The sequence below is a fragment of the Paenarthrobacter sp. NPDC090520 genome, assembly GCF_044769205.1.
Classification (GTDB): Bacteria; Actinomycetota; Actinomycetes; order Actinomycetales; family Micrococcaceae; genus Arthrobacter.
Genome location: NZ_JBIVXM010000034.1, coordinates 1 through 23,882, shown reverse-complemented (window position 1 = coordinate 23,882; position 23,882 = coordinate 1). Strand labels below are relative to the sequence as shown.

The 23,882-nt window shown below is 63.9% G+C and carries 23 protein-coding genes; 7 read left to right on the top strand and 16 right to left on the bottom strand.

Features of this window, described 5'->3' with window-relative positions; all coding sequences use genetic code 11:
• The 9 genes from ACIQTZ_RS23220 to ACIQTZ_RS23180 all read right to left on the bottom strand — a co-directional run.
• The coding region (locus ACIQTZ_RS23220) for a hypothetical protein (protein WP_402984601.1) at positions 1-192 on the bottom strand (192 nt) is incomplete at its 3' end.
• A 145-nt stretch (positions 193-337) separates the two neighbouring features.
• Positions 338-919, bottom strand: a complete 582-nt coding sequence (locus ACIQTZ_RS23215; RefSeq protein WP_402984600.1) for a hypothetical protein — start codon at positions 917-919, stop codon at positions 338-340.
• Between the two features lie 48 nt (positions 920-967).
• Complete coding sequence (locus ACIQTZ_RS23210; RefSeq protein ID WP_402984598.1) at positions 968-2,215, bottom strand: alpha-L-fucosidase; 1,248 nt, start codon at positions 2,213-2,215, stop codon at positions 968-970.
• Positions 2,205-3,590 (bottom strand): MFS transporter, encoded by a 1,386-nt coding sequence (locus ACIQTZ_RS23205; protein WP_402984595.1) that lies wholly within the window; start codon positions 3,588-3,590, stop codon positions 2,205-2,207. The genes ACIQTZ_RS23210 and ACIQTZ_RS23205 overlap by 11 nt, the downstream gene beginning before the upstream one ends.
• A gap of 549 nt (positions 3,591-4,139) precedes the next feature.
• On the bottom strand, positions 4,140-5,216 hold the full coding sequence (locus tag ACIQTZ_RS23200) for a LacI family DNA-binding transcriptional regulator (RefSeq protein ID WP_402984592.1): 1,077 nt from the start codon (positions 5,214-5,216) through the stop codon (positions 4,140-4,142).
• 38 nt (positions 5,217-5,254) lie between these two features.
• Positions 5,255-6,160 (bottom strand): carbohydrate ABC transporter permease, encoded by a 906-nt coding sequence (locus tag ACIQTZ_RS23195; protein WP_402984590.1) that lies wholly within the window; start codon positions 6,158-6,160, stop codon positions 5,255-5,257.
• A complete protein-coding gene (locus ACIQTZ_RS23190; protein WP_400336814.1) occupies positions 6,157-7,038 on the bottom strand; it encodes a carbohydrate ABC transporter permease in 882 nt (293 codons plus the stop codon). The genes ACIQTZ_RS23195 and ACIQTZ_RS23190 overlap by 4 nt, the downstream gene beginning before the upstream one ends.
• A 64-nt stretch (positions 7,039-7,102) precedes the next feature.
• Positions 7,103-8,440: an ABC transporter substrate-binding protein gene (locus ACIQTZ_RS23185; protein WP_402984587.1), complete on the bottom strand. Its 1,338-nt coding sequence runs from the start codon at positions 8,438-8,440 to the stop codon at positions 7,103-7,105.
• 49 nt (positions 8,441-8,489) lie between these two features.
• Positions 8,490-9,923 (bottom strand): GH32 C-terminal domain-containing protein, encoded by a 1,434-nt coding sequence (locus tag ACIQTZ_RS23180; protein ID WP_402984585.1) that lies wholly within the window; start codon positions 9,921-9,923, stop codon positions 8,490-8,492.
• Between the two features lie 315 nt (positions 9,924-10,238).
• Here ACIQTZ_RS23180 and ACIQTZ_RS23175 point away from each other — a divergent pair, with 315 nt between their 5' ends.
• A complete protein-coding gene (locus ACIQTZ_RS23175; RefSeq protein ID WP_402984583.1) occupies positions 10,239-11,798 on the top strand; it encodes a glycoside hydrolase family 32 protein in 1,560 nt (519 codons plus the stop codon).
• A 4-nt stretch (positions 11,799-11,802) separates the two neighbouring features.
• On the opposite strand, the gene ACIQTZ_RS23170 is transcribed toward ACIQTZ_RS23175, so the two are convergent.
• The 3 genes from ACIQTZ_RS23170 to ilvD form a co-directional block, all read right to left on the bottom strand.
• Positions 11,803-12,036 carry a DUF6480 family protein gene (locus ACIQTZ_RS23170; protein ID WP_402984580.1) on the bottom strand — a complete coding sequence of 78 codons (234 nt, stop codon included), beginning with the start codon at positions 12,034-12,036 and terminating at the stop codon, positions 11,803-11,805.
• Positions 12,037-12,109: 73 nt separating this feature from the next.
• Positions 12,110-13,030, bottom strand: a complete 921-nt coding sequence (locus ACIQTZ_RS23165; protein ID WP_402984577.1) for an NADP-dependent oxidoreductase — start codon at positions 13,028-13,030, stop codon at positions 12,110-12,112.
• A 37-nt stretch (positions 13,031-13,067) separates the two neighbouring features.
• Positions 13,068-14,930, bottom strand: coding sequence for a dihydroxy-acid dehydratase (gene ilvD / locus ACIQTZ_RS23160; protein ID WP_402984574.1), 1,863 nt, complete (start codon positions 14,928-14,930; stop codon positions 13,068-13,070).
• Positions 14,931-15,015: 85 nt separating this feature from the next.
• On the opposite strand from ilvD, the gene ACIQTZ_RS23155 reads away from it, so the two are divergent.
• Positions 15,016-15,852, top strand: coding sequence for a helix-turn-helix transcriptional regulator (locus tag ACIQTZ_RS23155; RefSeq protein WP_402984572.1), 837 nt, complete (start codon positions 15,016-15,018; stop codon positions 15,850-15,852).
• A gap of 18 nt (positions 15,853-15,870) precedes the next feature.
• On the opposite strand, the gene ACIQTZ_RS23150 is transcribed toward ACIQTZ_RS23155, so the two are convergent.
• Entirely contained in the window at positions 15,871-16,590 is a 720-nt protein-coding gene (locus tag ACIQTZ_RS23150) for an SDR family oxidoreductase (RefSeq protein ID WP_402984570.1), read from the bottom strand.
• Positions 16,591-16,648: 58 nt separating this feature from the next.
• On the opposite strand from ACIQTZ_RS23150, the gene ACIQTZ_RS23145 reads away from it, so the two are divergent.
• Together ACIQTZ_RS23145 and ACIQTZ_RS23140 are read left to right on the top strand one after the other, a co-directional pair.
• Positions 16,649-17,464: an SDR family NAD(P)-dependent oxidoreductase gene (locus ACIQTZ_RS23145; RefSeq protein WP_402984568.1), complete on the top strand. Its 816-nt coding sequence runs from the start codon at positions 16,649-16,651 to the stop codon at positions 17,462-17,464.
• Entirely contained in the window at positions 17,461-18,159 is a 699-nt protein-coding gene (locus tag ACIQTZ_RS23140; RefSeq protein WP_402984566.1) for a FadR/GntR family transcriptional regulator, read from the top strand. The genes ACIQTZ_RS23145 and ACIQTZ_RS23140 overlap by 4 nt, the downstream gene beginning before the upstream one ends.
• A gap of 22 nt (positions 18,160-18,181) precedes the next feature.
• Here ACIQTZ_RS23140 and ACIQTZ_RS23135 read toward each other — a convergent pair whose 3' ends face one another.
• Positions 18,182-19,393 carry an MFS transporter gene (locus tag ACIQTZ_RS23135; RefSeq protein WP_402984564.1) on the bottom strand — a complete coding sequence of 404 codons (1,212 nt, stop codon included), beginning with the start codon at positions 19,391-19,393 and terminating at the stop codon, positions 18,182-18,184.
• A 217-nt stretch (positions 19,394-19,610) separates the two neighbouring features.
• On the opposite strand from ACIQTZ_RS23135, the gene ACIQTZ_RS23130 reads away from it, so the two are divergent.
• Genes ACIQTZ_RS23130 through ACIQTZ_RS23120 form a run of 3 tightly spaced genes read left to right on the top strand, consistent with a single transcriptional unit; the run spans position 19,611 to position 22,556 of the window.
• Positions 19,611-20,990, top strand: a complete 1,380-nt coding sequence (locus ACIQTZ_RS23130; RefSeq protein ID WP_402984562.1) for an MFS transporter — start codon at positions 19,611-19,613, stop codon at positions 20,988-20,990.
• A gap of 10 nt (positions 20,991-21,000) precedes the next feature.
• Positions 21,001-21,522 (top strand): methyltransferase family protein, encoded by a 522-nt coding sequence (locus ACIQTZ_RS23125; protein WP_402984560.1) that lies wholly within the window; start codon positions 21,001-21,003, stop codon positions 21,520-21,522.
• 41 nt (positions 21,523-21,563) lie between these two features.
• On the top strand, positions 21,564-22,556 hold the full coding sequence (locus ACIQTZ_RS23120) for a Gfo/Idh/MocA family protein (protein ID WP_402984558.1): 993 nt from the start codon (positions 21,564-21,566) through the stop codon (positions 22,554-22,556).
• A gap of 10 nt (positions 22,557-22,566) precedes the next feature.
• On the opposite strand, the gene ACIQTZ_RS23115 is transcribed toward ACIQTZ_RS23120, so the two are convergent.
• Together ACIQTZ_RS23115 and ACIQTZ_RS23110 are read right to left on the bottom strand one after the other, a co-directional pair.
• Entirely contained in the window at positions 22,567-23,181 is a 615-nt protein-coding gene (locus tag ACIQTZ_RS23115; RefSeq protein WP_402984556.1) for a dihydrofolate reductase family protein, read from the bottom strand.
• Positions 23,182-23,247: 66 nt separating this feature from the next.
• Complete coding sequence (locus tag ACIQTZ_RS23110; RefSeq protein WP_402946207.1) at positions 23,248-23,685, bottom strand: hypothetical protein; 438 nt, start codon at positions 23,683-23,685, stop codon at positions 23,248-23,250.
• Positions 23,686-23,882 lie beyond the last annotated feature (197 nt).

Below are 23,882 nucleotides of genomic sequence, written 5' to 3'. Positions count from 1 at the left end.
CGACTTCACATCCTCCAACCCCCGCAACAAATCCACCAACACCCCGCTGTCGCCCGCGGGCTCCAGCGCACCCACAGCAGAGATCACATCCGCAATCCAGGCCCGGGCGGAGACAGGCGTATCCAGGACAGGGACAGGACTACCAGCAGCGCCACCAACGCCACCACTCAACAGCCCCGAAAACCCGTCCATACCCCCACTCTTCCAGCCCCACAACCCCCGAATAAGACCACAAACGAGCCATGTGGAAACACCCCTGTAAACGCACAGCGACTGCTCCTCCACGGGTGTTCAGGACGTGGCAGCTGACTCTGGCGTTTAAGAATCCGGCGAGGTGCTATTCGGCTCCAGGTAACCCGGCAGTGCCTTCGACGAGCGACGAGGCCGCCAGCAATTCTCTTTCCAAGACCTCCAATGCCTCGGGAAAGCCGGCAAGCTCTATCGTGCCTAGAGTCGTCTTCAACCGGACGCAGCGAACGTAGGGCCCGAGGTACCTGACATCCGGCAAGGGAGGGAAGTCGGCCACGGAGCCCACCTGAACCTCCGAAACCAGGAAGGTGATGAGCCCGTTGTCGGGCGGCCGAAAAGGACTGTTCCGAACAAAGTCCACACTGGGCGGCCGGAACGAAACGAAGCCGCGCTCCCACCCCCGCCAGAGGCCAATTCGGGAACTCTCACCGTGCCGGATCCAGCATTCAAGGCGGCCACGGTGCCGCCACTTGGTGAATCGTCGCCGCGTCAGTAGACCGTCGATCCACGGATGCAGTGTAAAGAAGCCCGCAAGAATTGCTGCGGAGATGGCCGCGGTTGCGGGGTTCCCCCCGAACAGGATCCACAGCAGGAGAAAACCAACAAACTGTATGAGAAACGACACGGATGCCTTGAGATTACGCATCCAAAAAGCGTCAGACTTGGCCACGCCACACCCCATTCCATCGGGTTAAGCGAGCCCACGCCACGTGGCCCCTCACTCCGGCGCGTCCGTCGGGGCTTCGTAGCCTTCGGGGATCCTAGGTGGCGAAGCGTCCAGCGCGCCAGTGTAGACGCGCGCCGAGGCCAACACCGCCCCGGGACCGGAGAGAAATACTCGCAGCCCAATGGCCGTAGTGACCGGAACCTGGTGGAGCCGACGGTTCCCGACCGTGAGCCCGGTGGCGAGGTCACCGCCGTCGTGCGTGACGCTGTGGTGGGTAATCCGCTGCCCGGAACCCAGGTCTTCCACCAACTCGACGTAGTTGAACGTGACCGGCGTCGGGAAGCGCATGGTCACAGAGCCGTCGTCGTGGTGTTCCAGCGCTGCTTCAACGGCGCCGGAAAGGCGTCGGTCCAGCTCGGCCTTCCATTCACGCAGCCGGGCCTGGTCCTCCACAGGGATGAGTCCGCGCGTGTCCGGCGGGAGGTTGAGCAGCAGGTTGGCTCCCATGCCAACTGATTGATGGTGGATGGCGAGAAGGTGTTCGGTGGATTTGGGCTCGTCGTCGGGATGCCAGAACCAGCCGCGCCGGAGGGAAACGTCGCACTCCGGCGGAAGGTAGCGGGCAGTGAGAGTTGAACTCGACTCGGTGTATTGGCTGTCAAGGGTCTGATCCACCACGTACTGCACGGGATCCGCAGCCAGCCCGTTCTCGTTGCCCACCCAGCGGATGGTCGGTTGGCCCATGTTGAACACCATGGCGTCGGGCTGGTGGAGACTCGCAACGGCCATGATGCGGTCCCAATCGTAGGACCGGCCCACTGAGCCGGCACCGTCGAACCAGAGTTCCATGAGCGGTCCGTACCCTGTGCACAACTCGGTGAGCTGCTGGGTGTAAAAGGAGTCGTAGGCCTCCGGATCGTCGTAGCAAGCAGCATTCCGGTCCCAGGGCGAGAGGTAAACACCAAAGCCCAGGCCAAAATCAGCACACGCGTCGGCAACGGAACGCACTACATCGCCGGATCCCCCGCGCCATGGCGAGGCGGCGACGGAGTAGTCCGTGGTCGAGGTAGGCCACAGGCAGAAACCGTCGTGGTGCTTCGCGGTGAGAATCAGGTACTTGGCACCCGCGTCCTTGGCCACGCGGACCCAGCTTCCGGCGTCGAAATCCACAGGGTTGAAGAGAGAAGGAGAAACAGTGCCGTCACTCCATTCCTTGCCCGCGAAAGTGTTGATGCCGAAGTGGATGAAGATGCCGAACTCGAGCTGCTGCCAGCGCAGCTGCGCGGGGCTAGCCTTCATCAGCAGTCGAGGCGGCACCTTCTTCGGTGGCCTTCTCTTTGTAGGACGCCGAGACCCGCCGGTAAACGGGCGTGAGGAAGGCCAACGCGGCGGCAAGAATCATGATGATGCCGGCCACCAGGAACACCAAAGCTATTCCGCGCGACGTACCCTCGCCCAGAAGCGGTTCCAGCTGCGCAGCGCCTGATTCGGACCGCGCATAGGGAATGATCCAGAACTGGGCAATGGGGGCAATCAGGAAGGCCGTGATCGGCGCTGCCGCCGACTCGAAGGCCATGGCGAAGCCGAACACCCTGCCCTGCCGCGGGAGGGGAACCACTTGCTGGATGACGGTCTGCTCGGCGGCTTCGACGATCGGAACCAGGGTCAGGTAAAGCCAGATCCCAAGAATGTAGAGCCACGGCCACTCGCGGATGGTGAACAGCGCTCCCAGCACACCCATGACGGCCACGGCAATGAGCATGGTCCGCAAGGGATTGGCGCCCAAGCCGAACTTGCCCACCAAGGCACCGCCAATGATGAACCCCGTTGCCGCCACCGCGAAGAACGTCCCCCACAACTCCACGGGGAACATTTCCAGGCCGTACGGATCCATCAGGGCCATGTAGACCCCGCCCACGAAGTTGTTGAACGTAGAGAAGATGATGAGCGCGAACAACCCCGAAATAGCCACCACGGCAGCGTAGGAACCGCGGAGGTCGAAGCTGCCTTTGGCATCGGTGACGGCCGGTTGCAGTTCTTCGGGCATTCGCAACGTGAGGAGATGTACATACGCCAGCGCAGTGAGGACCAAGGCGATCACGATGGTCCAGCCCATGCCCACGAGTCCCACGGACAGCCCCGACAGGACGGACGTGACAATGAACATCAAGCCTTGGACCATGCCCACCAGGCCGTTTGCGTTGGCCCGCCGGTCGGGCTCGATGAGGATGGTGACCGTGGTGGAGAGCGCAATGTTGCGGAGGTTCTCCACCACTGCGCCGACAAGGATAATCAGGGTGAAGGCCCAGAACCACGGCTGCCCAAGATCCAGCAGCGCGTCAGTGGGAACCAGCAGGAACACGGCTCCGGACACCGCAAACATCACCAGTGTGAAGGCTGCCGCGAACCGCATCACGGCGAGCTTGCGGTAGCGGTCCACGAACGTCCCGAAGCTGATGCTGGAAACGGCGATCAACAACATGTATGCCCCACCAACCACGCCGGTGGCGATGACGTTGCGGGTCTCCAAGTACACCCAAAACGTCAGGGCAAACCAGAGGTAGCTGGTGGTGATGTTGGCCGCGGCCGTGTTGACCAGGATGCCCATGAAGGTGCGGGATCGCTGGGCCGGGCTACGCAGGGAGAGGTCAACGTTGGCTGTCTGCTCGGTCATTCGTTCCGGCCCCTATGCATGCGAGTGTCCCCTTGGGTGAAAAGCGCGGCATATCCAGCATTGACCGCTCGTCCCGGACGGGTCAAGCCTTTCAGCAAGCGGGTCAAGGGTTTTCCCAGCCATGGCCTGACGCACGATGGAGGCGTAGGCTGGACCCTTCAGTAAGCCACCTGATTATCCGAGTTCCAAGGAGTGATGATGACCCTTCCTCCACAGCACGAACCCGATCCGTTCCCGCCCGAGCCCGGGCCTACGCAGCCACCCACCGAACCGGGGCCTGTACAGCCGCCGCCGGATCCGACGCAACCGTTCCCACCGCCATCGCCCGGCCCGAATCCGGAGCCAGGACCGCTGCCGATTCCGGATCCCGGCCCGGCAACTCCTCCTCCACACCCGGACCCGACCTTCGGAGACCCGCTGCCCGAATGAGGCGGCGCAACTGAAGCGCGGCGCACCTGAAGCGCGGCGCAACTGAAGTGAAGTACGACGGCGGCTGGTCGCCTCACGCGACCAGCCGCCGTCGGGCTTTGATCAAGGGTGGTCGGGGGCCTAAGCCTTCGACGGCACCGCTACGGAGGCGCGTTCCACGGCAGGGCACTCGATCTGCAACGCCGAATCGGCGGGCGCCTGGTCCAGGCCGAGCAGCAGACGCACGCCCGCGGCACCCAATTCGTAGTGCGGCAAGGAAACCGTGGACAGGGGCGGGCGCACGTGTGCTGCGATGACTTCCTGGTTATCGAAGCCCACCACGGCAATGTCGTCCGGGATGGACAGGCCGTTCTCGCGGAGGCCGTCGTAGAGCCCCATGGCCATCCGGTCGTTGTAGCAATACACGGCCGTGATGTCGTGCTTCAGCAGTTCCTTGGTGGCACCGTAGCCGCCTTCCTGGTCCGGAAAAGCTTCCAGCACCAAGTCCGGGTCAAAGGCTATGCCTGCTGCTTCGAGCGCTGACTTGTACCCCTCAAGCCTGCCGTCGCGGGCAGGAGCCGGGGTGGTGGCGTTGATGAAGGCAATGCGCCGGTGGCCGCCGCGGATCAGGACGTCCGTAGCCGATTGGCCGCCCTGGGCTTCGTTAGGAACCACCGCACGGGCCGAGGTTTCAGGGGAAAAGCAGTTCACCAGCACAAAGTCGGCCTCGCGCAGGGTCTCCGGAATGTCCGTGGTCCGGTGGAACCACGTGGAATACAGGATCCCGCGGACCTTGTACTCGAGCATCATGTTGATCGCATCGTTTTCCAGGTCCACGTTGCCCTCGGTGTTGGCGATCAGCAGGGCGTACCCGTGTTTCCAAGCCTCGTCCTGGGCGCCGTGGATGATCTGGCCGGCGAAGGGCGTGGTGGCAACGCCGTCTGCCACGAGCCCGATGAACTTGGAGGTGCCGCTGACCAGGGTCTTGGCCATGGCGTTGGGGCGGTAGCCGAGTTGCTGGATGGCGGCCTTGACGCGTTGGCGGGTCTCGTCCGCGATCCGTGCGTTCTTCTTTTTGTTGATGACCAGCGAGACCGTGGCCGTGGAAACGCCGGCCGCTTCGGCTACTTCGCGGAGGGTCACCGGATGTGCGCGGCTTGTTCCGACAGGAGCGTCGGGGGTCGCCGGCGTGCCTGGATCTTTCTCCTGCGAAATCATCTGCCCTCCATCAGGAGTATATCCATCAGCCGGGGCGGTCATCCCTTGCTCGCCCCGCTCTCCAAGCCCTGGATCATGGCCTTGTTCAGGACAAGGAACACCAGGAGCAACGGGGTGATGGTCACGCAGACGGCAGCGAACGTGGCGGTCCAGTCAACCTTTCCCATGGCGCCGATGTAGTTCTGCAGGCCCAGCGGAATGGTCTTGAGGTCTTCGGAAAGGACAAAAGTGTTGGCGAAGATGAAGTCGTTCCAAATGAAGATGCTGTTCACCAGCACCACGGTGACCACGGTGTTGAGGGACAGCGGCAACGTGATGAGGCCGAAGATCCGGTACGGTCCGGCGCCGTCCAAGGATGCTGCCTCGTACGTCTCCCGCGGGATGTATTCGAAGAAGGAGGAGAACAGGTAGATGGACATGGGCAGCGCGAAGCCGGCCAGCGGGATGATCATCGATTGGTACGTGTCCAGCAGGTTCACCGCGGAGTAGTCGATGAACAGTGGGACCAGCGCGATCTGGACGGGCACGATGATTCCGATCAGGAACAGTCCACGCACTAACTTGCTCAGCCGGAAACCGAGGACCTGGATGGCGTACGCGGCCATCATGCCGAACAGGACGATCAGCACGTTGGCGCCCATGGTGACGATGAAGCTGTTGAGGATGTTCCGGCCCAGATCCCCTGTTTCGAAAGCCCGCGCATAGTTGTCCCAGGTCCAGGCACCGGGAAGAGCGAACGGGTCTCCTGTGGCGAAGTCGTGCTCGGTCCGGAGGCTGGTGAGGAAGAGCCATGCCAGGGGGTAGACCTGGACGATCACGATCAGGGAGATCAGGACCCGCGACAACGTCCGGTAGAGGTTGGGCTTCCGGCGGCGGCGCTTGATGACGGGCGCCGGGGGCCGGATGGGGGTCCGCGGTGTGGCAGGTGCTGTTTGGGCGATCATGAGTCAGCCTTCCGCTTGAGCATGAACAGGATGAGGCCGACGGCGACGAGGCACTCGATCACGATGAAGACGGAGATGGTGCTGGCATAGCCGAAATCGGTGCTGGTGAAGGCCGTTTTGTACATGTAGGTGGTGAGCAGCTCCGAGGATTGTCCCGGGCCGCCGTTGGTCATGAGGTACGGGATATCAAAGCCGCGCAGGCCGTAGGTAGTGGCCATGATGGTGGTGGTGATCCACACCGGGCGGATATACGGGAAGCGGATCTTGGTGAACAGCGTCCACTTGGAGGCGCCGTCCAGGACCGCGGCTTCCTCCAACTCCTTCGGCACCGCGATCAGGGCAGCGTAGATGATCAGCATGTAGAGTCCGGTAAACCTCCAGCCTTCAGGAGCGGAAACGGCCGCGAGGACGGTATTCACGTCGGACAGCCAGGCACGCTCCAAGGAACCGAGCCCGATCCAGTGCAGCAACTGGTTAAGGAGTCCCACGGGGTCAATCGAGTAGATCCGCACAAAGAGGAACGCGATGGCCACCGTGGAGATGACTGCGGGAAGAAGGTAAAGGGTCTTGATGAGCTCGCGGCCACGGGTCAGCGACGTCAACAGGCTCGCCACCACCAAGGCACCGCCGAGCTGCAGCACCAGGCAGATGGCCAGGTAGATGAGCGCGTTGGCGAAGGAACGCCAGAAGATATCGTCGCCGGTCAGCATCCGGATGTAGTTGGCGAGGCCGACGAACTCCATGTCGCTGATGCCGTTCCAGGAGAAGAAGCTCAGGAACAAGGACTGAAGGATCGGGAACAGCACTGCGGCGCCGTACAGAAAAAGTGGCGGGAGCAGGAAGACCAGGACGGATGTCTTTGATCTGTTGGGTAGCATTTCTGGGCCTTTCGGGCGGGGGACCTGCCGATCCCCCGCCGCTGGGATCTACGTGAAGAACCGCTTATTTGAAGAACTTCGGTGCGTTCTGCTTGATGGTCTCGTCCATGGTGCTGGTGAACTGTTCAGGAGTGATGTTGCCCTGGACCAGGAGGACGAGTTCCTGCTGGAGCCGGCCGTTGGTGGTGGGGTCCAGCTGGGTGTCCCACGGCATGGCCTGCTTGGAACCGAGGTTGTTGGCTGCGTCCAAGGCCTTCTTGTACAGCGGGGTGGCGTTGGCCGGAACGGCGGTCTGCACGTTGGTGGTGGGCGAGAGTGCTCCCGTTGCCGCATACTCGCTGGGGTACTTCTGCAGCGCGAACTTCAGGAAGTCGCTCACCAGGGGATCGTAGGTTTTGGCGTTGACGGCCATGCCAATGCCCGACGGCGAAACGAACTCGTTCGCGGCCGTCACCGAATTCGCTGTGGTTGGCAGGGTGAAGAAATCCACGTCATCCCGGACAGCCGGATTCAGTTTGTCCGTGGCCAGGCTGGGCAGCTCCCACGTGCCGATGTTGTACATGGCTGTCTGCCCCGAGGTGAATTGGTTCTGCGCGTCCGAGTAGCCCTGGGCAGAGAAGCCGTCCTGGAAGCACTTGGCCTTGCCGAGTTCGGCCATCCAGTTCACGGTCTTCTGTCCGGCGGCGTCCGTGAACTTCGCTTCGCCCTTCTTCAGTTTCTGCACGAAATCCGGTCCGGCCTCACGGAAGGGCTGGTAGGCAACGTAGCGTTCCAGCGGCCACTGGTCCTGGCCGTCGATGGCGATCGGCGTGATGCCGGCCGACCGCAGTGCCGTGCACATGGCGGGAATATCGTCGAGCGACTTCGGCACGGCTACCCCGGCCTTCTCCAGCAGGGCCTTGTTGTACCAAACGAATTCCAGCTCGAACTGGAACGGGATCATGTAGAGGGACCCGTCATCGAAGCGCTGGTAGTCCAGGGCACCGGGGCGGTAGTCGTCGTACAGCCCCAGGGACTTGAGCAGCTTGTCCGCGTCCAGCATCTTGCCCTGCTTGGCCAATTGCTGGGCGAACGGCGTGGCGTCGGTATCGAACAGTTCCGGCAGCTTGTTGGCCGCGGCCAGGGTTTCGAGCTTCTGGATGTAGGACGGGCGATCCGGGGTGGTGATGAGGTTCAGCGAGAACCCGGGGTGGTCCTTGGCGTAGTCATCGGCCAGTTTCTTCATGATGTTGATGACGGCGCCGTCGGCGGGCCTGGACAGCAGCCAGGAAATCTCGCGGGGCTTGATCTCACCAGTTGGATTGACGTCGGCTGGGCTGCTGGCATTTCCGCCGCCACCACAGGCCGTCAGGGCCAGGGCTGCTGCCGCGGCAACCGCAGCGACTCGTAATAGCTTCTTCATGGGGGCAATCTCCCTTGATTGTTCTGGAGGTTGGGGTGGGGATGGTGTTTCAGTTGTCGATGCGTTGACGGATATCGAGTTCAGTGACGACGGCGGATCCCTCACCGGCGAACAGACCGATGCGCCCCATCAGGCGGTCATAGAGCCTTGCGCTCAGCGCAACCTGGCGGTCGACGACGGCGACGCACAAGTCGCCGTCGACGATGACCTCAAGCGTGTGCTCGCCCGGGGCGAGGGTGCAGGGGCGCTCCAGTTCGACGTCGTAGGGGACGTCGCCCGAGACGTGCCACTGCGCGTCGCCGGTAACCTCACGGGGCCAGCGGTCGAAGACCAATCGGTTGCGCTTGGGTTCCAGGCGCAGGACGTAAGACTCGTCGCCGTCGTGGTTTGCGCGAAGCAGGAGCCCGCATTCGGTGGTGTTCGGCGCGATCTCGAAGACGGCTTTCGCGTAGAACTGGCTGGGCAGCTCTTCATCAGAGAGGATGGCTGCGTAGCTGTCAGGGACGTCCAGCGCGGCCGGGATTTGGCTGGAGAGCGAGACCGGCACCTCCTCCCAGAAGCTGTCCACCAGTTCGTCGGCGAAACCGAATCCCAGGGTGCCATCCGGGTTTTGCCGGGCTTCGAGGACGGACATGGTGCCCGCCCACTGCCAGGCGCCGTCGTCGGAATTTCCTTCCTTGCTGGCGATCCAGCCGAAGAAGAAACGGCGGTCCTCGCGGCCTGCGGACTTGGAGGCGTAGAAGGCGCGGCCGTCGATGCTGTCCAGTTCCGGCACTGTCCACGGGCCGTCCGGGCTCTTGGCCATGCGGTACCGCGTGGTGAAGGTCTCGGAGAATTCGGAATAGACCATGTACCACCACTCGCCCCACTGGAAGACGTCCGGGCATTCATGGGTGATGTACCGGCGCGGGTCCCAGAACGGTTCCGTGTAGTCCCAAGTCACGAGGTCGGTGGAAACGCACTGGGCGATGACACCCCGACGACGGTCGGGTCCGGCCGCATGGCGGGCGGCGATCAGCATGCGCCACTGGGACGTGGCCTCATCGCGGAACACGAAAGGGTCGCGCCAGTCGCCGGTCTCGTAGCCTTCGGGAGCGCCGAAAGTGTGCTCCGGGTGCTTGGTCCAGCTCTGCATGCCGTCGCGGCTGGTGGCGTGCATGACCAACTGGAGGGGCGCACCGTCCGCACCCAGGTTGCCCGGGTTCTGGCCTGTGTAGAACAAGTGGTGGGTCCCGTCGTCAACCACTACGCTGCCGGTGTAGGCGTTGAAGTCCGCATCGTCCTCGCTGCCGTGCGGCAAGGCGACTCCGTGGTACTCGAACTGGGTGAGGTCCTTGGTGGTCACGAGGTTCCAGGACGTACCTGGTTTGGGGTCGGTGCGTACGTCGTGGAGGTAGAAGAGCCAGAACTCCCCGTCCTTCTCGAAGGGGATGAGGTCCCCAACCCAGCCATCGCTGGGTTGGAAGAAGACTGAGCGTTTCATCTGCGCTGATGTCCATTCTGCTAAAGCGTTTGATCACCACGAAGTTAGCTCTTGGGTTGGTGATGGTCAAGCGTTTTAGCAAAAGTTATTTTGCTCCGCTAAAACGCTTGACCAATTCATTCCTTGCCAGCTAGGGTCCTTGCTACCGATGGCACACCCACGCCCCTCGACGCCGAGCGGGCGGAGTGGGTTACAGCCGCCGGAGGAAGTAACTCCAGCCCCTTTGATGGCGCACTTTGGCGTGCCCGGACGCATCTCCGTGTCCGTACTGCCATCGCGTTCTCAACCAATGAATGCTTGAGAGGAAACCGCTTCATGACGCTCGAATTCTCCCGACGGACAGTCCTGCAAGGCACCGGAGCCGGAGCTTTGGCTCTCTTCATGGGAGGCGCCGCGGCCGGCGCAGCCCAGGCAGTGCCGTCCTTGCGCTCGGTCTACCACATGACGCCACCGACAGGATGGTTGTGCGATCTCCAAAGGCCCGTCTACACCAACGGTGCCTACCAGCTGTACTACCTGCACTCCGGCATCAACAACGGCCAAGGCGGCTGGGACCACGCCACCACCACGGACGGGGTGTCCTTCACCCACCACGGAGCAGTGTTGCCGCTCCAGCCGAACTTCCCGGTGTGGTCCGGCTCCGGCGTGGTGGACACGGCCAACACGGCAGGCTTTGGTGCGGGAGCCGTCGTCGTACTGGCCACCAAGCCGACCGACGGCATCCGCAAGTATCAGGAGCAATACCTGTATTGGTCCACGGACGGCGGGTACACCTTCACTCCCCTGCCGGATCCGGTGATCGTGAACACGGACGGCCGGACGGCCACTACCCAGGCCGAGATCGAGAACGCCGAGTGGTTCCGCGACCCCAAGATCCACTGGGATGCAGCGCGCGGTGAGTGGGTGTGCGTGATCGGACGGGCCAGGTACGCAGCTTTCTATACGTCTGCGAACCTGCGGGACTGGCAATGGAAGTCCAACTTCGACTACCCCAACCACGCGCTCGGGGGGATCGAGTGTCCGGACCTGTTCGAGATGACAGCCGGCGACGGCACGCGGCATTGGGTGTTCGCAGCGAGCATGGATGCCTACAGTATCGGGCTCCCGATGACCTACGCGTACTGGACAGGCTCGTGGAACGGAACGTCCTTCGTGGCCGACAACCTCACCCCGCAATGGCTCGACTGGGGCTGGGACTGGTACGCGGCTGTGACGTGGCCGTCCGTGGACGCCCCCGAAACCAAACGGCTGGCCACGGCATGGATGAACAACTGGAAGTACGCCGCCCGCGATGTTCCAACGGATCCGTCGGACGGCTACAACGGGCAGAATTCGATCACCCGGGAGCTCACTTTGGAGCGCCAGGGCGGCGGTTGGTATTCGCTGCTCAGCAGACCAGTGGCCGCCCTGTCCGGGTACGTCACGGCAACCACCACCCTCCCCAACCAGACCATTAACGGCAGTTTCGTCCTGCCGTGGAGCGGGCGGGCCTATGAGTTGGAACTCGACATTACCTGGGACGCGGCGGCGAATGTGGGAGTATCCGTGGGGCGCTCAGCGGACGGTTCCCGCCACACGAACATTGGCAAGTACGGTGGAGACCTCTACGTGGACCGGGCTCCCTCCGACCTGGCCGGCTACTCCCTGGTGCCGTACACGCGCGCGGCCGCACCGATCGATGCCAACGCCCGATCCGTGCACCTTCGCATCTTCGTGGACACGCAAAGCGTGGAGGTCTTCATCAACGCCGGGCACACTGTGGTTTCGCAGCAGGTCCACTTTGCAGAGGGCGATACGGGGATCTCTTTGTACTCCGACGGCGGCCCCGCGACCTTCACGGGAATCACCATCCGCGAGTTCGGGAACGCGATCTGAAGAACTAGTCGAAGAAGCCCACGATGTAGCCGATGAAGTAGAGCAAGGACAGCAACACGACGACGCCGATCACGGCAATCCAGAACACTTGCGTGATCTTCCTGGTTCCGTGTTCGTCGTGGCCTTGGGGTCCGGCAGTGGAGGCTTCCCCGGGAGGCGTCTCCCCCGGAGGAACTCCGCCGCCGGGCTCCAGGCCAGTGATGTTGTCCTCGTACGGATCCGGGTTGGTACCTGACATGGTTGCTCCCTCGGTCGCGGATGGGCACGGCTTATGTTTCCCGTACCCATCCGTGGCGGGGTCAAAACCCGGATCAGTCCATGGAGACCACGATCTTCCCCCGCGTATGGCCTTCCATGTTGAGCCTGAAGGCGCCCGCCGCCTCAGCCAAAGGAAGAACCTTGGCAACTTCCACGCGGAGGTCCGTCCCATCCACCAGGTCTGCGAGCTCCTGGAGCTCGGCACCTATGGGACTCACCCACATCCAGGTTCCACCGTGCTCTTCCACGTCGCTGTCCGCGATGGAGGCGTGCCGGCCGCCGTCGGACAGTACCTGCAGCGTGGTTTCCAGGTTGCCACCCACGAAGTCGGCCACAACGTCCACGCCACCGGGGCGCAGCTCGCGTACCCGGTCAGCGAGGCCGTCGCCGTACGTGACGGGTTCGGCGCCCAGGGAACCCAGGAACTCGTGGTTCTTCTCCGACGCCGTAGCGATGACCTTGGCACCCATCGCCGCGGCAATCTGGATGCCCAGGGAACCGACGCCGCCTGAGCCGCCATGGATGAGGACAGTCTCGCCTGTCTTCACGCCCAAGCGCCTGAGGACTTGGAATGCGGTCAAGCCTGCCAGGGGGAGACCAGCTGATTCATTCCAGTCCAGCGACTTCGGCTTACGGGCCAGGAGCCGCTCCGGCAAGGCGATGTACTCGGCGAAGCTGCCACCGTGCACATAGTCCTTCCTGCCATAGGCGATGACCTCATCACCCGGCTGGAACTGCCTGGCGTCAATACCCACCGACTCCACCACTCCGGCGACGTCCCACCCGGGGATCGCCGGGAACTGGAGGTCAATGACAGGGTCGAGGTATCCGGCCATGATCTTCCAGTCCACCGGGTTCACGGCAGCGGCCTTGACTTTGACCAACACCATTCCCGGCGCGACCTTCGGCTTCGGCTGCTCTGTCAGCTGGAGGACGTCAGGGTTTCCGTACTTGCTGTAAGTAATCGCCTTCATGGTTAGTGGCAACCGGAGTGGTGGCAGGGGTATTCCGCTAGAGGTTCTCCACCAGCGAGACATCGCGGACCGCGCCCTTGTCTGCGGACAGCGCCATCGCAGCGTAGGCGCGGAGTGCCGGCGAGACCTGGCGGTCACGGTTCTTGGGCTTGAAGCCGCCGTTGACCAGGAGCTTCTCGCGGCGCTCGGCGAGGATCTCGTCGGAGACCTTCAACTGCAGGGAGCGCTGCGTGATGTCGATGCTGATGATGTCGCCGTTCTCCACCAGGGCGATCTCGCCGCCGGAAGCAGCTTCCGGGGAGATGTGCCCGATCGACAGGCCGGAGGTGCCACCGGAGAAGCGGCCGTCCGTGATGAGGGCACACTTCTTGCCCAGGCCGCGGCCCTTGAGGAAGGACGTGGGGTAGAGCATTTCCTGCATGCCCGGACCGCCGCGGGGGCCTTCGTAGCGGATGACCACCACGTCGCCTTCCTTGACGGTCTTGTTGAGGATCATTTCCACGGCTTCGTCCTGCGACTCGCACACGATGGCCGGGCCCTCGAACTTCCAGATGGACTCGTCCACACCGGCGGTCTTCACAACAGCGCCGTCCACGGCGATGTTGCCGCGCAGCACGGCCAGGCCGCCGTCCTTGGAGTAGGCGTGCTCCACGGAGCGGATGCAGCCACCCTCGGCGTCGGTGTCCAGGGAGGTCCAGACGTTCGACTGCGAGAACGCGGTGGAGGAACGTACACCGCCAGGGGCCGCGTGCCACAGTGCTTGGGCTTCCTCGGTGGCCTTGCCGCCGCGTATGTCCCAGTCGTCCAGCCAGCCGTCAAGGTCGGTGGAGTGCACGGAGTGGACGTTCTTGTGGAGGAGGCCGCCGCGGTTCAGCTCACCCAGGAGCGCGGGGATGCCACCGGCGCGGTGCACGTCCTCCATGTAGTAGGTCTTGTCCTTGGCAACGTTCGGGGCCACCTTTGCCAGGCAGGGCACCTGCCGGGACTTGGCGTCCATTTCGGCCAGGCCGTATTCCACGCCGGCTTCCTGGGCCGCGGCCAGCAGGTGCAGGATGGTGTTGGTGGAGCCGCCCATGGAGATGTCCAGGGCCATGGCGTTGTCAAAGGCCTCGGCGGTGGCGATGGAGCGCGGCAGCACCGAGTCGTCGTCGCCTTCGTAGTACCGCTTGACGAGTTCGACGATCGTGGCGCCGGCCTTTTCGTACAGCGCCTTGCGGGCGGTGTGGGTCGCGAGCACGGAGCCGTTGCCCGGCAGCGCGAGGCCGATCGCCTCGGCAAGGCAGTTCATGGAGTTGGCGGTGAACATACCGGAGCAGGAACCACACGTGGGGCAGGCATTCTCTTCGATGAGGTTGATGTCCTCATCCGAGATGGACTCGTCCACGGCGTCGGCGATCGCGTTCACCAGGTCCAGGGAGCGCACGGAACCGTCGCTCAGCGTCACGCGGCCGGCTTCCATGGGGCCACCGGACACGAAGACCACGGGGATGTTCAGGCGCAGCGCGGCCATGAGCATGCCCGGGGTGATCTTGTCGCAGTTGGAGATGCACACCAAGGCGTCGGCACAGTGGGCGTTGACCATGTACTCCACCGAGTCCGCGATCAGGTCGCGGGACGGCAGCGAGTAGAGCATGCCTGAGTGGCCCATGGCGATGCCGTCATCCACGGCGATGGTGTTGAATTCACGCGGCACGGCGCCGGCAGCCAGGATCGCGTCGGAAACGATCCGGCCTACCGGGGCAAGGTGGGTGTGGCCGGGGACGAACTCGGTGAAGGAGTTGGCCACGGCAATGATCGGCTTGCCGATGTCGGAGTTGGCGACGCCGGAGGCGCGCAGCAGTGCGCGGGCGCCGGCCATGTTGCGGCCGTGGGTGACAGTTTTTGAACGTAGTGCAGGCATGAATACCATCCTGCTGCCTCGGGACCCCGTGCAGAAGACGGCCTTGATACTAGTAGTAGGAGTACCAGAGTAATAGTATTTATGGGTGCACGATTCGGAGAGACGCAAAGAACTCGGCCTCTTCCTCAGGGCCCGGCGGGACCAGGCCCTCCGATCCGAATACGGGCTACCCCCCATCTCCCGGAAACGCGAGCGCGGCCTGCGCCGCGAAGAAGTCGCCTTCCTCTCCGGCGTGAGCGTCACTTGGTACACGTGGCTTGAGCAGGGGCGGGACATCAGCCCGTCCCGGCAGGTGTTGGAAGCGATCGCCCGCGCGCTGCACTTGTCCGATACCGGGCTGGCTTATGTGTTGTCCCTGGGCGGCTATGCCTCCTCGGTTTCAACCGCGCCCGTTGCCGGCAGCGCTCCCCCGCACGTGCAACGCCTGCTCGATGCCCTGGACCCGAACCCTTCGTATGCGCTCTCCCCCGATTGGGGAGTTGCCGGGTGGAACAAGGCCTACGCCGCCTTGTACCCGAACATCGCCAACGTCCCCGCCGAGGACCGGAATCTGTTGTGGCTCGTCTTCACGGATCCGTACATCCGCGATCTGCTCCCGGACTGGGACGTCACCAGCCGCCGCTTCCTCGCGGAGTTCCGCGCAGAAACCGGCCAGCGCCTGGGCGATCCGGACGTGAAATTCCAAGTGGAACGGCTCAAGGAAGCCAGCCCGGAGTTCCAGGAAAGCTGGGACCAGTACGACATCCTCGGTTTCGAATCCCGCGAGCGCCAGTTCCACCACCCGGCCGTGGGCGTCCTGCACCTGGAGCACCACCAGGTTTCGCCGTCGGACCGGCCGGACCTGCACTTGGTGGTGTACACGCCGACACCGGACAGCGGTGCGGAGGAGCAGATCGCGCGGCTGATGGAGCTGGGATCCTAGGGTTGCTCCTCCGCAGGCTTAGCGCTGCCCGATCGGGCTGATGGCCAGTTCGTCGATGCGCACATGTGGCGGGCTGTCGAGGATGAAGCGCACGGCCCTGGCCACATCCCCGGCGCCAAGCATCTGCGAGCGCTGTTCGGCGTCCGGCACTTCGGGGCGCATGGCCAGGAAATCGGTGTCCACGTCCCCTGGGCATAGATGGCAGGCCTTGATGCCGTTGGCGCCTTCCTGGTCATTGATGGACGCGACCAGCGCGGACAGTCCGGTCTTGCTGCTCATGTAGGCCACGCCGGAACCGGGCGAGAACCGCCAGGCGGCACGAGAGGACACCACCACGATGTTCCCGGAGCCTTCGGCCCGCATGCCGGGGAGCACTAGGTGGATGGCCCGGGCGACGCTGGTGAGGTTGGTGTCCACGATGTCCGCGAAGTCATCCATCGATTGGTCCGCCCACGTTCGGTTGGGCGCGTTGAGGCCGGCGGCAAGTACGACGGCGGTCACCGGGCCCCAGTGTTCCTCGATCCTTGAGTGCGCCCCGGCCAACGATTCAGAGTCCTTGGCGTCCGCCACCACGTCCAGGGCTTCGCCACCGGCGAGCGCGATGAGGCGTGTGGTTTCGGCAACGGCGTCGTGGCGGCGGCCGGTGACTGCTACCCGCCAGCCGGCTTCGGCCGCCTCCACAGCGGCAGCCCTGCCCATGCCGCTTCCGCCACCGATGATCCAGAGTGTGCCAGTCATGAATCCCAACTCTACCTTTTAATAGTCATATCTTTGAAACTTATCGTATGCTAATCATATGACTAATGCACCAGAAGTTCAGTGGGGAATCGAAGGCCGCGTGGTGGTGGTGACGGGAGCGGCCCAGGGCATTGGCCGCGTTATTGCAGAGAGCTTCGCACGCAACGGAGCCAAGGTTGCCGCCCTGGATATCTCGCGAGAAGGCGTCGAGGCGGTAGCCGCCGAACTGACCAAGGCTGGCGCCGCCGTCGTCGGCCTTGCCTGCGACGTCACCAACAGCGCTTCGGTGCAGGAAGCTGTGGAACGGGCTGCCGGGCACTTCGGCGGGATCGACATTCTGGTCAACAACGCGGGAATCAACGTTGAAGGCACGGTGGAGGAGCTTGAGGACACGGCGTGGCAACGCTGCTTCGATGTCAACCTCACCGGCGTGGCACGCATGTGCAAAGCAGCCATTCCCTATCTCAAGGAGAGCGGCCACGGCCGGGTGATCAACGCGGCGTCGTTCGCTGCGATTGTGCCCAGCATCGGCAGCGCCGCCTACGCGGCGTCCAAGGCCGCCGTCGTACAATTCACCAAAGTGCTGGCCGGAGAGCTGGGGCCGTGGAACGTCACCGTCAACGCCTATGCTCCCGGAATGATCCCCACCGGCATGAACGGCTTCGCCACCATGCCACAGGATGCGCAGGACCGCTTGCTGGACACACTGACGCTGCGGAAGTGGGGCGAGCCCCGGGAGGTGGCCGATCTCCTGCTGTTCCTCGCCAGCGACGCTTCGCGGTACATCACGGGAACCCTGATCGATGTCAGCGGAGGAAAGCTCGCCACGCAGATCCCGTCCAAGGCCTACGACGCCGTGGACGCCCGCCCGTGACGGAGCGGCCGCGCCCCTTGCCGGGACTGCACGACCAGGTCTTGGACAGTCTGGGAAAGGACATCTGCTCAGGCGTGCGGGCGCCGGGCAGTACCCTGACCCTGGAGGAACTCGAACGAACACACGGCGTCTCGCGGTCGGTGGCCCGGGAAACGGTGCGTGTCCTGGAATCCATGCAGTTGGTGGTCTCGCGCCGAAGGGTGGGGATCAAGGTGTTGGATCCGGACCAGTGGAACCTGTTCGAGCCACGGATCATCCGCTGGCGCATGCAATCACCGCAACGGCCAGAGCAACTGGCGGCACTCGTTGGACTGCGCCTCGCCGTAGAGCCCGAGTCCGCCCGGCTCGCCGCGTTGAACGCCACGCCCGGACAGGCAGCGGAGCTGGTGGCGTTGGCTGGACGCATGTGGGCCGCCGGCGAAGAAGGCAACCTGCAGGCGTTCCTGGAACTCGACGTCCAGTACCACGCGCTCATGCTCGAGTGCTCGGGCAATCCGATGTTCGTCCAGCTGCAGGGACTCATCAGCGAGTTTCTTGAGGGTTGGCATGCCGGAGGGCTTGGTCCAGGCCATCCCCACCCCGTGGCCCTTCAACTCCACGCGGAGGTGGCCACTGCCGTCCAGCGCCGCGAACCGGAAGCCGCCTTCACCACCATGCGGAACCTGCTCACCCGCAGCGCCGACGAAGCCAGCTGACGGCGCGTCCCGCCGTCGTACCCTACGGACGCGCCTTGCGGCCCGCCCATACCAGCGTTGCCACCCACACCAAGGCGGCGAGTGCGGCGTACCCGGCCGTGATGGCGGGAAGGCTGAGGCTCCGGCTCAGCTGCCCGGCCACGAGGCTGGGCAGCGCCGAACCTGTGTAGGAGATCGCATAGATCACCGCCAGGAGTCCGGCGCGTTCTTTGGGGAGGGCATGGGGCAGGAGCGTGTTCATGCTGCCCGACGTGGCGATGCCCATGCCGACGCCGCCCACCACCCCGGCGCCGATGAAGAGTGCCAGGATCCCCGCCGAGCTGGCGAACGCCAGGCCTGCGCCCGCTGCGGCAACCAGGGCCATCCCCCACCGCTGGGCCGTTGCGGGATCCAGCCGACCGGCGATGAACCCACCGAGGAAGCCTGGCGCCATGTAGGAGGCAAACACGGCTGCGGCGATGATGGGGCTGTGCGAACCGAGGTTGTCGGCCGCAAGGGAGGGCCCGAACGAGTTGAAGTAGCCGCCGAAGGCCCAGGTGGCCACGAAAACGCCTGACGCGAGGGGCAGATGGGGTTTCGCGGTGGCGGGTACGGCCAGGTTCGGCACCAGCGAACGCCAGGCACCCCGCACGCGCTGGACCGTTTCCGGCCGCGTGGCCAGTGCGATGGCACAGGCGGTGAGGACCAGCGCGAAGACACAGAAGGTGAGCTGGCGCGGAGCGGGCGCGAACTCCACCAAAACGCCGGAAAGAAACACGCCGGCGGAGAGCCCCACCGTGGCACCCGCCGTCGTGACAGCGGCCACGAGCCACCGGGGCCGCCGCGGCGCGGTATCCACGACGTAGGCGCCGATGGCACTCGACGCGACGCCTGCGGCGAGGCCCTGGAGGGAACGGCCAAGCAGGAGGGGCAGGAAGCTGTGGACCCACAACAGGGTGACGCAGCCAAGGATGGCCAGCGCCAGCGCCGCAATCGACACCGGGCGGCGGCCGAAATGGTTCGAGAGCCGGCCAAGGAAGAGCAGGGCAAAGACCGCGCAGCAGAAATAGGCAACGGCCACCAGCGAGAATTGGTCGTTCGTGAGGCCGTCTGCAACCCGGTAGGTGTCGTACAAGGGGATGACGGCGGCACCGGCGGCGAAGACGCTGACGAAGGATGCGGTAGCGGCGATAAAGCCGCGGCCGTCCTTGGTGGGTGCGCTTGCCGGGGTGCGCGAGGCGGTCGGGGCGCTCACGGGGCGGCTAAGAAGTCGGCGGTCATGGTTTCAACGCTACGGTGGCATCCCACGCGCAGGGAGTCACTGGCGTTACCCCTGCTACCAACCCCCCTTTGACGTTGCGCAGGTCACGTTCTATGATTTATGAATCGATTCAAGATGTAACCCTCCTCACGCTGCGTAAGCGGGGAAGAGCTCTTGTTCCTTGCCAATGACGGACAAAGGAGACTCACGAATGAGCGTCATGCACCGACGGGACATCCAGCCCACGCTCGAGACCGCCCCTCTCGACAATGGACCAGGCAGGAAAGACCCCAAGAAAGCCGCCATGAGCGGTTGGATTGGAAGCGCACTCGAGTACTACGACTTCGCCCTGTACTCGCTGGCCGCGACACTTCTGTTCCCCACGATCTTCTTCCCCAGCGAAAACCCCACCGTGGGCATCATCGCTTCCCTGGCCACCTACGCCGTGGGCTACGTTTCCCGGCCGATCGGCGCAGTGGTCCTGGGTGCCTACGGTGACAAGCATGGACGCAAGAAAGTCCTTGTGTTTGCCATGCTGCTCATGGGCTTCGCCACCTTCGCTGTTGGCCTCCTGCCGACGTATGGACAGGTCGGACTCCTGGCTCCCGTACTGCTGGTGATCCTCCGCCTCATCCAGGGCTTCGCCGTGGCAGGCGAGCTTGGCGGGGCCAGCGCCATGATCGTGGAGCACTCCCCCGATGCACGCCGCGGCTTCTTTGCCAGCTTCAGCCTGCAGGGCACCCAGGTTGGTTCCATCCTGGCCACGGCCGTCCTGATCCCGCTCGCTTCCCTGCTTCCCGATGACCAGTTCCACTCCTGGGGTTGGCGCATCCCGTTCCTGCTGAGCGCCGTAGTGATCCTGGCCGGCTACATCATCCGCCGGCGCGTCACGGAACCACCCGCTTACCTGGCACAGTCCGAGGCGTCCCTGACCGGAAAAACACAGGCCAAGCGCCGCTTCCCGCTGTTCGATCTTCTGCGCACCCACCCGTGGGTCCTGGTCCGCTGCATCGCCATGACCTTCACCAACGTCATCGGCATGGCCACCCTCATCTTCGGTGTCTCCTTCGCCACCCAAAAGGGCTACGGCATCGGCTTCACCAGCAGCGAGTTCCTCTGGGTCACCATGGCTGCCAACGTTGCGGCCGTCGTCACCATCCCGGTCTTCGGGGCCCTGTCCGACCGCATGGGCCGGCGGACGCTCATGGTTGCCGGTGGCATTGTGGGTGGCCTGCTGACCATGGGCTACCTGTATGCGATCCAGCTGGGCAGCCTGCCCCTGGTGTTCGTGTGCGTCGTGATCGTCCAGGGCATCTTCTTCCAGATGTGGAACGGCACCTTCGCCACGTTCTTCCAGGAGCAGTTCCCCATGCGGATGCGCGTCACCGGCTTCGCCGTTTCGCAGAACATCGGACTCATGATCGCGTCCTTCTTCCCGAGCCTGTTTACCGCGATCGCTCCTCCGGGGTCCGCGAACATCCCACTGGTCATCGGCCTGACCACCCTCGGCATCTGCCTCGTCTCCGCCGTAGCCACCCTGCTGTCCTCGGACACCAAGGGCAAGACGCTGGACGAGCTGGAAACGCGCTGACCTGATCCTCATGGCACACCCCGCCGCTTCCGCCCGCGCATGGATTGGCACCGTCTTCTTCCTGTTCCTTGCGCCCGGAGTCGTGGCGGGGCTGGTGCCGTGGACCATCTCCGGCTGGCGGCGGCACGACTGGGGTGAGGCCTGGATTGTCGAGCCGATCGCCCTGGTGGCCATCGCCGTCGGGGTTGCCTTCCTGCTGTACGCATTCGCCCTCTTCGCGATCCACCGCGGGACTCCGGCCCCGGTTGCGCCCACAGAGACACTGGTAGTCACGGGCGTCTACCGCTTCGTCCGGAACCCGATGTATCTGGCGGTCCTCGCCATCATCCTGGGGCAGGCCCTGCTGTTCGCGAACTGGTGGGTGGCGTTCTACGCCGCATTGGTTTTCCTTGCCGTCTTCACCTTCGTCAAGGGTTACGAGGAACCGACACTCACCGACAGATACGGCGGGCAGTACCTCGACTATCGGCGCCACGTCCCCGGCTGGTGGCCCCGCTTCACACCGTGGCGCGGGGAAGAAGGCGCACAGTAGGCTGTCCGGGGTAAGCGGAAGCGGCGTCAAAGGAGAGTTCATTGACCGCGAAAGTACGTTGGGGCATCCTGGGCGGCGCACGCATTGTCCGCAAGACCATTCCGGCGCTGCAGGCCACGGCCAACGGCGAGGTAGTGGGTATTGCTTCCCGCTCTGAAGTGAAAGCCAAGGAATTGGCGGACAAGCACGGCATTCCGCAGGCTTTCGGTTCCTACGAAGAACTGCTGGCCTCCCCCGACATTGATGCGGTCTACCTGCCGTTGCCCAACGCGCTGCACCATGAATGGATCCTGAAGTCCCTCGACGCAGGAAAGCACGTCCTCTGCGAGAAGCCCTTGGCCATGAACGCCGCCGAATGCGAAGACATCGCGCGCAAGGCCGACGGGACGGGGCTCAAAGTCCTTGAGGGCTTCATGTACCGCTTCCATCCGCGGTTCGAGAAGCTGCAGGAACTTCTGGAGGCAGGAGCCGTGGGGACCTTGACGTTCGTCCACGTCGCCCATTCCTTCGATGCCGGCGGAGACGACAACATCCGCTGGTACGCCGGGCTGGGCGGCGGTGCGCTCTTCGACACCGGCTGTTACTGCGTCAATGCGGCCCGGATGGTCACCGGCCAAGAGCCCACCACCGTGGAAGCCTTCGCCAACATGCGCGAAGCCAGCGATGACGGACTGATCGACACCAGCATCGCCGGGATCATGCGCTTCCCGGGCAACGCCACCGTGCTGTTCGATACCGGCGTCAACCTGGAACGCCGCAACTTCCTGGAGATCACGGGCACCGAAGGCCGGCTGTACCTGGACAACCCGTTCGGGCTCCTGGACGAGGATTCCGTCCTTGAGGAGCACCACTTCGGCCAGGATCCCGTTCGGCACCACGTCAAAGGCCGGAACCACTTTGTCCGGATGGGCGAACACTTCGCGGACAGCGTCCTGAACGGCACCCCGCTCCGCTACGACCTCACGGACGCGGCGAACAATGCCCGAGCCCTGACAGCACTTCGGGACGCTGCCCGGAAGCACGTGGGGGGCTGATGATCTGCCGCTACTGCTGGCCGATATCGATTCCGGTCACGGGATCACCGGCGCGTTCGTACACCAAGCAGAGGGCTCCTTTGGGGAAAGCCTGCGGCTGTCCAACCAGCCGGAAGGCCGCGGGAATACCCGCGCCCTCGGTCCACAGCTTCTTCCCTTTGCCGAAGGTGAGCGGGTAGACGTAGAGGTTCAGCCGGTCAACAAGGTCGGCATTGAGCAAGGAGCGGGTCAGGTCCCCGCTGCCCACCACATGGATGTCTTCGAAGCGGTCCTTCAGCTGGCCCACCTCTGATACGTCAGAGAGTGCGGTGGTGCCCTGCCAGGACGGGTCAGTCAGGGAACGTGAAACAACAAACTTCGGCATGGCGTTGAACTTGCCGGCAATTGGATCGCCGGCGTCCTGGCTGGGCCAATACCCCGCAAAGATGTCATAAGTCCGCCGACCCAGCAGCAGGGCGTCCATGCGATCGATGCCGGCCATGATCACCGCACCGGTCCCTTCGTCCGAGTAGGCAGCCTGCCAGCCACCAAACTCGAAACCGCCCGAAGGATCCTCGTCCGGTCCGCTGGGTGCCTGGTACACGCCATCAAGGGTGATGAACAGATCAACGGACAGCATTCCCATGTGAGCGCTCCTCAGGAGGTGGTTTTGCTCCAGCCTGCCATGATGACGGGTTCATGAACAGAGCGCCTATGCGCAGGTGAGGTTACCCTTGAGGACTTTGCCGGTCCAGGCGTTGGAGGTGCCGGGAACCTTGTAATAGCCGCGGATCTCGTAGGACCACGTGCCGATGACCTCGTAGCCGGAGGTGTACGTCTTGCCGGCAGCTTTGCTGAGGTCGCCGGTGAATTCGAGGTTTCCGGAGCGGTCGAAGATCTTGACCTCATGGTAGTTGGCATTTGCCACCGTGCTGAACGAATTCACGGTCACGGTGGCCCGGATGCCGAACTGGCAGCTCATGGTGACGTTGGCTGCAGCGGGAGCGGCGAGGCTCGCCGTCGAGAATTGGGGAGCGGCCTGTTCCGTATCCCGGAACGCGGCCATTGCCGCCGTCGAACCCGAAAACACGCCAGCCGCCACAACCACGGCCACAGCTACGCTGCGCAGGAAGTTGAAGCGGCTTTTCACGACTGGTCCTTTCGCGTGGCGTGGCGGGGTGGTTATTTGACGGTTTCGGTGCGTTGGGTGCCGGTGAAGGAGAAGGCGATGGTGGAGGTGGCGCCTTGGAAGGTGTTGTCTGCGGTGGTGGGGAACGCGGTGGTGACCTTGAGGTTGTCGGTCTTGGCCGAGGTCAGGGAGGTCAGGTTGTTCAGGACCTTGTTCGC

Excerpts from the sequence above, each read along its gene's own strand:
- ACIQTZ_RS23210 (WP_402984598.1), bottom strand. The coding sequence starts at position 2,215 with ATGAAGGCTAGCCCCGCGCAGCTGCGCTGGCAGCAGCTCGAGTTCGGC.
- ACIQTZ_RS23205 (WP_402984595.1), bottom strand. The coding sequence starts at position 3,590 with ATGACCGAGCAGACAGCCAACGTTGACCTCTCCCTGCGTAGCCCGGCC.
- ACIQTZ_RS23200 (WP_402984592.1), bottom strand. The coding sequence starts at position 5,216 with ATGATTTCGCAGGAGAAAGATCCAGGCACGCCGGCGACCCCCGACGCT.
- ACIQTZ_RS23195 (WP_402984590.1), bottom strand. The coding sequence starts at position 6,160 with ATGATCGCCCAAACAGCACCTGCCACACCGCGGACCCCCATCCGGCCC.
- ACIQTZ_RS23190 (WP_400336814.1), bottom strand. The coding sequence starts at position 7,038 with ATGCTACCCAACAGATCAAAGACATCCGTCCTGGTCTTCCTGCTCCCG.
- ACIQTZ_RS23185 (WP_402984587.1), bottom strand. The coding sequence starts at position 8,440 with ATGAAGAAGCTATTACGAGTCGCTGCGGTTGCCGCGGCAGCAGCCCTG.
- ACIQTZ_RS23180 (WP_402984585.1), bottom strand. The coding sequence starts at position 9,923 with ATGAAACGCTCAGTCTTCTTCCAACCCAGCGATGGCTGGGTTGGGGAC.
- ACIQTZ_RS23175 (WP_402984583.1), top strand. The coding sequence starts at position 10,239 with ATGACGCTCGAATTCTCCCGACGGACAGTCCTGCAAGGCACCGGAGCC.
- ACIQTZ_RS23170 (WP_402984580.1), bottom strand. The coding sequence starts at position 12,036 with ATGTCAGGTACCAACCCGGATCCGTACGAGGACAACATCACTGGCCTG.
- ACIQTZ_RS23165 (WP_402984577.1), bottom strand. The coding sequence starts at position 13,030 with ATGAAGGCGATTACTTACAGCAAGTACGGAAACCCTGACGTCCTCCAG.
- ilvD (WP_402984574.1), bottom strand. The coding sequence starts at position 14,930 with ATGCCTGCACTACGTTCAAAAACTGTCACCCACGGCCGCAACATGGCC.
- ACIQTZ_RS23150 (WP_402984570.1), bottom strand. The coding sequence starts at position 16,590 with ATGACTGGCACACTCTGGATCATCGGTGGCGGAAGCGGCATGGGCAGG.
- ACIQTZ_RS23145 (WP_402984568.1), top strand. The coding sequence starts at position 16,649 with ATGACTAATGCACCAGAAGTTCAGTGGGGAATCGAAGGCCGCGTGGTG.
- ACIQTZ_RS23130 (WP_402984562.1), top strand. The coding sequence starts at position 19,611 with ATGAGCGTCATGCACCGACGGGACATCCAGCCCACGCTCGAGACCGCC.
- ACIQTZ_RS23125 (WP_402984560.1), top strand. The coding sequence starts at position 21,001 with ATGGCACACCCCGCCGCTTCCGCCCGCGCATGGATTGGCACCGTCTTC.
- ACIQTZ_RS23115 (WP_402984556.1), bottom strand. The coding sequence starts at position 23,181 with ATGGGAATGCTGTCCGTTGATCTGTTCATCACCCTTGATGGCGTGTAC.